General features: G+C 64.2%; 8 protein-coding genes and 1 pseudogene. 3 read left to right on the plus strand and 6 right to left on the minus strand.

The window, feature by feature from the left end; translation table 11 throughout:
- A partial coding sequence (locus EP26_RS27830; protein ID WP_043343984.1) for a DUF4337 family protein occupies nucleotides 1-250 on the minus strand: 250 nt, incomplete at its 3' end.
- Between the two features lie 934 nt (nucleotides 251-1,184).
- Nucleotides 1,185-1,808 (minus strand): hypothetical protein, encoded by a 624-nt coding sequence (locus EP26_RS27835; protein WP_157033873.1) that lies wholly within the window; start codon nucleotides 1,806-1,808, stop codon nucleotides 1,185-1,187.
- A gap of 404 nt (nucleotides 1,809-2,212) precedes the next feature.
- Here EP26_RS27835 and EP26_RS27840 point away from each other — a divergent pair, with 404 nt between their 5' ends.
- A complete protein-coding gene (locus EP26_RS27840) occupies nucleotides 2,213-3,196 on the plus strand; it encodes a Na/Pi cotransporter family protein (RefSeq protein WP_211259590.1) in 984 nt (327 codons plus the stop codon).
- An 843-nt stretch (nucleotides 3,197-4,039) separates the two neighbouring features.
- Nucleotides 4,040-5,656, plus strand: coding sequence for an alkaline phosphatase (locus tag EP26_RS27850; protein WP_052389783.1), 1,617 nt, complete (start codon nucleotides 4,040-4,042; stop codon nucleotides 5,654-5,656).
- A gap of 102 nt (nucleotides 5,657-5,758) precedes the next feature.
- Here EP26_RS27850 and EP26_RS27855 read toward each other — a convergent pair whose 3' ends face one another.
- From EP26_RS27855 to EP26_RS38785, 3 genes and pseudogenes are all read right to left on the minus strand, one after another.
- Nucleotides 5,759-6,241, minus strand: coding sequence for a CYTH domain-containing protein (locus EP26_RS27855; RefSeq protein ID WP_043343993.1), 483 nt, complete (start codon nucleotides 6,239-6,241; stop codon nucleotides 5,759-5,761).
- A 204-nt stretch (nucleotides 6,242-6,445) separates the two neighbouring features.
- Nucleotides 6,446-7,762 carry an HNH endonuclease domain-containing protein gene (locus EP26_RS27860; RefSeq protein ID WP_157033874.1) on the minus strand — a complete coding sequence of 439 codons (1,317 nt, stop codon included), beginning with the start codon at nucleotides 7,760-7,762 and terminating at the stop codon, nucleotides 6,446-6,448.
- Nucleotides 7,763-7,768: 6 nt separating this feature from the next.
- Nucleotides 7,769-8,185, minus strand: a pseudogene (locus EP26_RS38785) (class I SAM-dependent methyltransferase); the annotation flags it as partial.
- A 414-nt stretch (nucleotides 8,186-8,599) separates the two neighbouring features.
- Between EP26_RS38785 and EP26_RS27865 the strand changes: the two are divergent.
- Entirely contained in the window at nucleotides 8,600-9,121 is a 522-nt protein-coding gene (locus tag EP26_RS27865; RefSeq protein ID WP_157033875.1) for a hypothetical protein, read from the plus strand.
- A 112-nt stretch (nucleotides 9,122-9,233) separates the two neighbouring features.
- On the opposite strand, the gene EP26_RS36485 is transcribed toward EP26_RS27865, so the two are convergent.
- Nucleotides 9,234-9,510 (minus strand): hypothetical protein (locus EP26_RS36485; protein WP_043342803.1); only part of this gene is annotated, 277 nt, incomplete at its 5' end.

Below are 9,510 nucleotides of genomic sequence, written 5' to 3' on the forward strand. Positions count from 1 at the left end.
CCTCGCGCCCGGGACGCGGGGTCATCAGTGGCAGCAGGTCCGACAGGCCGCGGAGCGTCGTCTGGCGTACCGTCTTCGCCTGGAAGAACGACCACAGGTTGGCGCTCTCGACGTTCTTCAGCTGCGCCTCCGTCTTGGCGTCATCGCCAGCAACTTCGGTGAACGCAAGAGCTAGAGCGAGTGCCGCGATCAGCAGCGCGACGCGCTTGTTGCCCCTTGCTTCCTCGACGGCTTCGGCTGCGTTGACCATGCCTCAAGTCCCAAAGATGAGGCGCGCGACATAGTCGCATTTGCTGCCTTCCGGCAGGGGGGCAGGCGCCACGACGGCGCCCTACCGAACTGGAGTTGCCGCACACCGCTCTGTAACTGTTAAAGTGGCTCGCGGCCGCCCCCTGCAGTCGTCGACATAGGCTGCCTGGTCGCGCCGCTCGGGGTATGGGCAGCAGGGCCCGCCAATGGACCCAATCCTGCCTACGCTGTCTCCATCATTATCGACACTAACTGGGTGTCACGCTCTCCTGCGGCTCACCCGTACGGCAAGGAATCGCAAGTGGCGTGGACAAGGCCCGGATTGCGCAGCACATTACATAGGTTGCCCGCAATTCAGGATCGAAGAGCGTGGGAGCGAGTTCCAGCCGCTGAGCGCGTCGCCCATGCTCGCTTCCAACGCGGCGCAAAGTCGGCCACTGACCTTCTCAAACGCCTTGTCCGCTTTTAGGGAAACGACATCGGTAAATGAGCGGCCGAAGTGGGCGCTCAGCAGCCAAGGCTGGATCTGGCCGAAAGCGGAACGGCGGCCTACGAGTGCCCGTGCGGCGAAAGCTGACAAGCTGGTTGGCGAATGGCCGGTCTGTTACCAGTCGGTTAGAGCACATTCGTTCTGTTGGCAGCCCAACGGTAGCTTTACGTCTCGGGGTAACAGAAGCAGGTCCGGCTTAGCCCGCTGCCATAGGGGCTTGAGGGCAGAATCAGCGCGCACGCGGGTTCCCGAGCGAGATCGCGATATCGGTGAGATCACGAAGCTCTCTCGTATCAGACGGGCGCCTTGGCGGGACAGAGGTCGGACTACCCCGGTCCTCCTCGACCATCTTGGGGAACTCACCCCATCGCGGGCGCGTCCCCCCGCCCGCGGCGTCGGAGTTTTGCGCTTCCTCGGGAGCGACATCGCGCACCGCCTTGAGCATCTACCTGAGCCCTCCGGCCACGAACGTAGCAACGAGCCCGCCGATTGTCAGCAGCAACGCGCCGACGAGCGCTACGAAGGCCCGGTTCCTCCAGGTCTTCCTCTGCCGGTTCGCCTCCCGGTTGCGCGCGGTTGCGACAATCATCTGCGCGACAAGGCTGCCGCGCACCCGGGCAAGGATGATGCTCTCCAATTCCTGTGGCGTCGCGTCCGCGAACTGCTCCCTCGTGTCCTGTGCCACCTGCCCCGCTGACCGAAGCAGTTCGGCCTCGGGCGCCACGTCTAGCACGCCTCGCCGGACGAGCGCTGCGAGCAGGCAGGCGATGGAAACCACAACCAGCACCACGTCGAGAGCAAAGGCGGCGGCGATAGGCACTGCGAAGCTAGGCGCCGCCTGCCGGAGTTGCGGGGCCGCGACGGCGATGGCGGCGAATGTCGCGCCGGTGCCCGTCGCGTAGAAAGGCAGGCTCCGGATGACCGTCTCCTCCTCGTCGAGCTCCCGAAGGAAACGCTGGCGAACATAGCCCTCCAGGTACGCCTGCGTGGCGCCGGTGTCGGCCAGGTAGGTGGCCGTCTCTCGATCAGGTTCTGGGCGCGCGCGTCCTGGGCTCAACGTTTCCTCCATGCGCGACTCCCGCGAACAAAGCAGGAACATGCACAACCCCGTTCACGCTGTCCATCGCTTCGTCGCCGTTGAAAATCTGTCGCCTCAAGCCGTTGCCGCTACTCGGAGCGGCCTTGCTTTCCACCGACGTCGCAGCGTTCCGAAATGGAATCGTAAGGGACTGCACACTCAGCTACGTCGCGCATTTGCGTCACGACCATGCGATGTGGCTTCGAAGACGTTTCAATGAACCCTGTCAGCCCAGCGAATCCTAACGGCACCCTCGTGATAGGGCACAAGTTGCCGCCACCGATCCGGGAATCACACCTATGCGCCATATGCTGCTCCCGCGGAGCGCCCTTGGCCTAGCGCTTTGCCTCCTCGGCGGGGCCGCCTGGGCGCAGGATGGGGGCAGTCGACCGGAGGTGGACTGGGTCGAACTCGCCATGGGCTTTTTGGGCGGGCTGGTGCTGTTCCTGTTCGGCGTCTCTCAGCTTGCAGAAGGCCTGCGAGAGGCAGCTGGCGAGCGGGTAAAATCGCTTCTTGGGCGCGCCACCAATGGGCCGGTGCGCGGCCTCCTGACCGGGGTTGCTGCTACTACGCTGCTCGACTCCTCCTCCGTAACCATCATCCTGCTTATCGGCTTGGTGGATGCCGGTTTGATGGGCTTTGCACAGGCACTGCCTGTGATCCTGGGCAGCAACATCGGCACCACCGTGTCCTCGCAGATCTTCGCCCTAGGGGTGGACGAGTACGCACCGGTGATCATGCTGGCGGGCCTGCTGCTTCGTGCCCTTTCCAGTAGCGACGACTTCAAAGCCTGGGGAACAGCGCTGCTCGGTATCGGGCTGGTTTTATTCGGCCTGCACGTCTTGAGCGACGCTGTGGAGCCGCTGCGCGACCATCCAGTCGTCTTGGACTGGATAAAGAGTATGAGCACGCCGCTGCTCGGGGTGTTGGCTGGAGCGGCCTTCACGCTGCTGATCCAGTCCTCTTCAGCGACCTTGGGCGTGGTGATTGTGATGGCCGGGCAAGGATTGATCGAATTGCCGACCGGCCTTGCCATCATGCTCGGCGCCGAGATCGGCACGTGCTCGGACACTCTGGTCGCCACCGTAGGTCGCTCGCGTCACGCGGTGCGAGCTGGAGTGTTCCATCTGCTGTTCAACGTTGTGTCCGTAACTATCGGTGTGCTGCTGATTGATTGGCTCGCTGCCTTTGCGCGGTTCACGAGCGGCGAGGTGCCAAATCAGATTGCCAACGCCCACGTTGCTTTCAACGTCGCTGGTGCAGCGGTTTTCCTACCCTTCAGCACCAGGATTGCAGCGCTGCTGGCACGGGCTATCCCGGATCGAGATGAACTTGACAGCGCCGGGCAGACCGGGCCGATTCCTCGCCCGGCAAAGTAGACGGGCCTGCCAAGTTTTTTGAGGTCAACCGGCTATGCCGCCTGCGCTGAGGTGTGTCAGACAGTCGTTATCGTTGCCGGGCGTGTTTCTCGCGGTTCTTTGGTACGCCTCGCCTATTCCAGTCAGCGCGCAACCTATTGCAGACACCTGCTCTGATCGGGTGCTTGTCCGCTATGTCTATGCCGTGATGCTCAGCCAGGGCAGCTACGAGTATCGTGCCTACATCCGGAATTTGACCAGGGATACACTCGGCTGGACCATGTGGTTGGGCTCGCTTCCCGAGGGTGTCAGCGCTCCGGCCGAGCATCCAATTCGGGGAATGCTCGCACCCTATACGGGAGAGACTCTGCGCATCGGTAGGGGGCCGACCGCTGCCATCAACCTGGGAACGGTCGAAGTGCTGTACGACCGCGCAGGCGGCACACAGCCCTTCATCAGCCTACGCTCCTGCGTGATGCGCTCTCGGTAGCCCGCAGCCGAACTGAAACCTACGACATCGTGCTGCTGTGCCACAGGCGCCAGTCAGCAGTCGATCGCCAGCCGTCAGCGATGTGCGTGGCGCTACAGTTAAAAGGCGCTAGGCTGATGTCTACATGAAGCGTAGAGCAGAATCAGCTAATGCGAGCTTGGGCCACAATCTGCCTGAGACGCCGCGAACAGCAAGGCTGGGGTTCTTTTTGTTGTGAGTACACAACGTAGTATTGGGTTTAAGACGTTGCGGTTCTTCGAAATGAAGCCATAGAGTTTCAATAAAACATCATCTACAATCTCTTAACTAAGGATGGCTTTTGGTTAACTTCCAAGGCGTCAGCAAAAGCTGTCGCACCGGGAGAGATCCTACCCATGGCTGCCGAAAACCCGACGCCTGATACGGCGAAGAACGTCATCTTCATGCTGCCCGATGGGGCTTCCACCTCGTATCTGGCCAACTACCGCTACTTCAAGGAAGGCCCCGATGCTCCCGTCTGGGAGCCCCTGCTGAAGGGCATGGTGCAGACCGACTCCTTCAACAATCCGATTACCGACTCAGCCGCTGGCGCCAACGCCTATGCCACCGGGGTCAAGACCCGCAACGGCTCCGTCGGCGTCGACTTCTTCGGCAATGAACTGACCTCGGTGACCGATCTGGCTTCCGATGCCGGTAAGGCAACGGGTATTGTCTCCACCGCTGCCGTCACCGACGCATCCCCAGCTGCCTTCGGCGCCAGCAACCCGCTGCGTGGCAATCAGGCTGACATCGCTCAGCAGTATATCCGCGACAACCAGTTGGACGTCGTGCTGGGTGCGGGCCGCAACCAATTCACCACCGAGAGTGAGGACGGTACCCAGCCCGATGGCACTGACCTGTTCGGTCTCGCCGAGCAGCAGGGCATGACCTACGTTTCGGACGCCCAGGAATTGGCCGCTTTCAACGGCGATCGCGTTCTCGGCCTGTTCAACAACGAGGACTACCTCGACGCCATTGGCGAGCGCCCTGCCGAGGAGCCGAGCCTGGCGCAGATGACCGAGGTGGCGCTCAATACCCTCTCCAAGGACAAGGACGGCTTCGTGCTGTTCCTTGAGGAGGAGAACACCGACACCTTCGGGCACGGCAACGACGCGGCAACAACCATGCATGCCCTGTCCTCCTTCGAGGCGAGCATGCAGAAGGTGCTTGAGTTCCAAAAAGCGAATCCGGACACGTTGGTGGTGATGGTCGCCGACCACGACACAGGCGGCATGACGGTACAGCCCACCGCCGATGCGTCGCCCGCCGTGTTCCGCGACTTCACGGAAACCGCCGAGGGCATGGCGGAGCAGTTCGATGCCGCCAATGCCACCTCGATCCGCGACACTGTTGCCAAGTACACGGGCCTGACGCTGAGCGACGATGAGGTTGCCGAACTGCAAGGCAGCGAGGACATTCCTCTTGCCCTGGCGGAACTGCTGAGCGCCAAGGGTGGTGTCGAGTTCACGACCACCGGTCATACGGCGGTGGATGTGCCGATCTTCGCTGTCGGCCCGGGGGCGGAGTTGTTCACGGGCGTGCAGGAGAACTCGGCTGTCGGCCAGCATATCGCCGAAGCGATGGGCATGTCGCTGCCGCTCGACCAGCAGGACGGTGGCGCTGATCGCTTGGCCGTCACCAGCCTGTTCGACAGCGCCTTCGGTAGCATCCCGGCGGTGAACACGGTGCGCAACCTGGTGGCGCAACTCGGCGACGCAGGCCTGGACGGACTTGCCGATCGCCTCGCGGACCTCTGGAGCGGCCTCGGCGACACCGAGTTCCTGTCGAGCGTGCTGGAGAACACACTGGACGCGCCCCCTGAGGCGGCGGACCTCGCCTACTGGAACGGCATCTTGGACGCCAATGGTGGCGACCGTGGCGACGTTCTGCTGCAGATCTCCGAACTGCCGGAACACCAGGAAGCTTTGCTGGAGCTCCCGGTGTCTGAGACAGAGTTCAGCCCGATCGCCTAACCGCGACGAGAAGGAGTTCTGAGGAGCCCCCACTGGCGCTGTCAGTGGGGGCTTTTCTGCCGCCCCAACAGGCTGCGCCGCATGCCGGACAGGTGCGGAGCCTCAGGGACAGCAAGGCGATACGGCCGCAAGAGCCTGCTTCACTAGGGACGCCTTGCGGTAGGCCGGGTCGCCCGTCACCTCGCGGCCAAGCCATTTGGGCAGGAGGAACTCCTGGCCCTCGTGGTCGAGTTCGACCTCGGCGAGCACCAGCCCCGCTAGGAGGCCCTCGTGGACGTCCACCTCCCAGATCATCCCGGCATGCGGCACTTGGAAGCGGGTTTTCTCGACAATCGGTCCGTCGGCGAGGATGCCTAACATTTCCTCGGCCTCCAGGGCGGGGATCTCGTACTCGTACTCGGCGCGCCGGAGACCTGCGCGCGGGCCCTTCACGGTGAGCAGGCCACGCTCCCCGTTGAGCCGCACGCGGACCTTTCCACTGCCGAAGCGGGCGATTAGGCCGTCGCGCAGGCGGCTGCTGCCGATGGCCGCTGCCCGCCACTCGTCGCTCGCCACCAAGAACTTGCGTTCGATCTCAAAGGCCATGACCACCGGTCCGCTTTCACAAAGGGGGCGGCGTAGTGCCACGAAACCCGGCCCGAGCCTAAGGGCGAGGGCGCGCTGCGGTTCCAGCACCGCGCTAGCGCATCCTGGCCACTAAGACGATGTCCCACGCCGCGGCCGAGAAGCACAGTCCGGCGGGACTGGTCGCCACGGGAGGGGAGCGCGGCGCCAGGCCTCAGCGGTCGGTCATGAGGATCTCGTCGGCCATACCCACTCCGGCACCCCCTGATCCTGACGCAGCCGGGTTCGCTGAAGCGCCATTGCTACTTGCACCTCGTGACCGTTGATCGCCTCGGCTGCCAGAAGCCCGGGCAAACTGGCTCGCGCCTCGGATGCGAACCTCACCGGCAGGACTTGGTCCTCAGGCCGCAGGTAGGCGGCCGCCCACCAATCGGCGATCGCTGGTCCAGCCTGCTGGAGAGCTTCGGCGGACGGTAGCCGCTCGCGTTTGCTGTGTTGGTTCACCCGCCGGTGGGCAGGCATCAGGTTCCAGAGGTCGCCGCAGGGCCAGGCTGACCACGGTAGGCAATGGTCGATGTCCAGGGTGTCCGGCATTAGGCGCTTACCGCTCCACACGCAGCAAACTCCTATCCCGCTCTCCATGAGCGCCAGCGCTCGGGTGCGTGGCAGAGCAACTTCGCGCATAGGGTCGGACCAAGTCATCGCCGCAGCCAGAGCGCCGGGGTCAACTGCCCTGCCTTGCGTGGCAGCGTACCTCTGTATCAGGCACATCCATTCGGAGACCAGCGCCGGTTCCACCCAGACCGCGAAGCGCTGCATCGCCGTCCACAGGTGACGCGGCACCCTCATGGAGCCGAAGGCGGACAGGGAGGCGCCCTCCAACACCACGGCACCTGAAGGGCGCGTCGCCCGCATGCGAGCGACCTCGAGGATTCGGCCGCCGCCTGGGAAGGCCAGGTAGTTCGTTGGCATGCGGCAGATGTGGTCAACTGCCTCCCGTAGCGCCTCGTGAAGAGCACGAGCGGCCGTCTTTCCGAGCGTGGCACCAACGCGGAGGTCGAGGGACGACAGGGCACCGGCCTCAAGGGCCTGCCAGCCAGGACCGGCAAAGCCGAGCCCTTCGGCACCGCGCCGGTTGCCGGGCGCCTGCGGCAGATTGGCCTTCGCAAGAGGCAGGTAGAGTCGGAGCCAGTTCAGGGCGACCAAGCCCAACGGCAGCCGGACATGCTCGTCGCCGTCCTCCTCCGCCAGCCCGGCAGAGCCGTCGGCTGCGCGGCACAGCGCCCGAAGCAGGCCCAGCTTGTAGGTCGCGCTCTTGGCGTCCATGAGGATGAGGTGCCGCAAGAGCGGCAGGGCGCCTGTCCCGTCGTCCGGCAGGCATAGGACCACCGCCGTCCAAGAGATGTCGGGGCGCCCCTGCAGGTCGGGGGACGCCACCGTCCGGACGACCTGCAGGCCGTGGTCCCGTGCCAGGATCTCCACTTCGGTCAAGGTGACGGGGTACGCGCCCCGCCCGTCATCGGGACCATGGCGGAGGGTCATGGCCAGCAACCCGCCGGATCGTAGCAGGCCGACAACCTTCCGGAACGCCCGCGGCCGGTCTGCGGGGGCGACGTGCTGCCAGACCGCGCTGAGCGAGACGACGTCGGCCGCGATACCCGAACGGGACACCGTCGTTAGGGCGGGCGGGCTGTCCGCGAGCCAGCGAATCCTTGGTGACTGGTGCAGCCGTTCTGCCTGAGCTCGCATGCAGGACGAAGGCTCGATGGCGATGACTTCATAGCCTGCAGCGGCGAAGGCGCCTGCGTCGCGGCCGGTACCAGCGCCGACGTCGATGACTACGGCAGGCGGGCGAGGGAGAAGGTCGGCTAGCCATTCGCGGGTGCCAGTCGGCGGGACGGCCTCATAGGCTCCTACCAGCTGCGAGGCATTCGAATCGTACCAAGAAATGACAGATGGCTGCACCAATCCAGCATACCAGGAAATGACCAGCCTCTGACATAGCCTCCACCTGCGAGCGACTTACCGAGACGACGACGGCCGGGTGACCGCAGGTGCCGGTCCCTTCCTCGCAGGCGGACAATCTCGGGCCATCGCCGGGTACCACTCGTGGCATCAAGGGCCAGCTTTGCAGCCCCCGGTTTGACGTCTGGCGGAAGCCGATCCCGAGGAATCATGCGGCTGACGACTGACTCCGAGGGGAAGCCAGCGCAGTAGGCGTTAGCGCTCCCGCTCGACCGCTTTTGCCACGACCGCGAGTTGCAGGGGCGCAGTCGATCGAGGTGCCCAAGAGTGGCGAATGCTTCCCGGTTTGTGCACGATACGCCCGCCTGAAATGACAGGGCGAGATTTCTCTGGAGATAGCGCGGGATGATGACCATGAATGAAGGCAAGGAGCTTCTGGCGGAAAGCGACATTGGCACCCTGCCATGGAGACAGCACGGAGATCGTGGCCTCATCTGCGACTTCGATGACCACATGAGCTCGTTGTCGAACGACGCCGATGGCCGCGTTAGGCATATCGTCTGCACGGTGCGGCCCAACAGTGGGGGTTGGACGTGGCAGGTGACCGAGGAAGTGGAAGGCGTCAGGTTGAATGAAGACGGGAGGGCGGAGGAGGTCAAGTTCTTCAAGACCGGGGGCACGGCGGCGAATGTCGATAACGCCCGTTTCGCCGCGGAGCGGGTGGCGGCCATGCTGTCCGGCTACGGCGGCAACGGCAACGTCGAGGGCAAGCTTTATTACGGCCTCGCGCGGGAACTCGCACATGCCTCTGGGACGATGACGGCCCTCGAGATTCGCGCGATCCTTCAGCAATTCCTCGCCGCTTACGCAGCGGGCGCCAAGCTTCCTGTGGTACCGGAGGCGCCGACCGGGAAGCGTTCCTACTGGTTCAAGTAGCAGGCGCCCCACGCAGAAGCCTGGATAGCGTCAAGCTTGGTTACCATGGCGGGGGAGTAGCATGGACTGGGGTGAGCCTTAGCTTGAGTTTGCACATGCTGTGACGATCTCGTCATGATGCATGGATCCAGAAAAAGCCCTCGGCGGCGATAAAGGCGAGAGCGTCGTCGAGCGGCATGACCTCGCGGCCGAACGGGCCCGGGTTGCCCCAAGCCTCGCGGCGCCACCAGAGAACCTGAACTCTGTCACCCTGGCCGGTTAGGCGCAGCCGGGCGACAGGTCCGCCGGTGCGCTGGCTGTAGAGCGTGTAGCCCCTGTTGGCGCGCACCACCTCGATGCCACCGCGCCCGGCTGGCCAGGGGTAGGCCTCGATCCGGGCGCGCAGGTCA

Source organism: Belnapia moabensis DSM 16746 (assembly GCF_000745835.1).
In the GTDB taxonomy this organism is placed as follows: Bacteria; Pseudomonadota; Alphaproteobacteria; order Acetobacterales; family Acetobacteraceae; genus Belnapia; species Belnapia moabensis.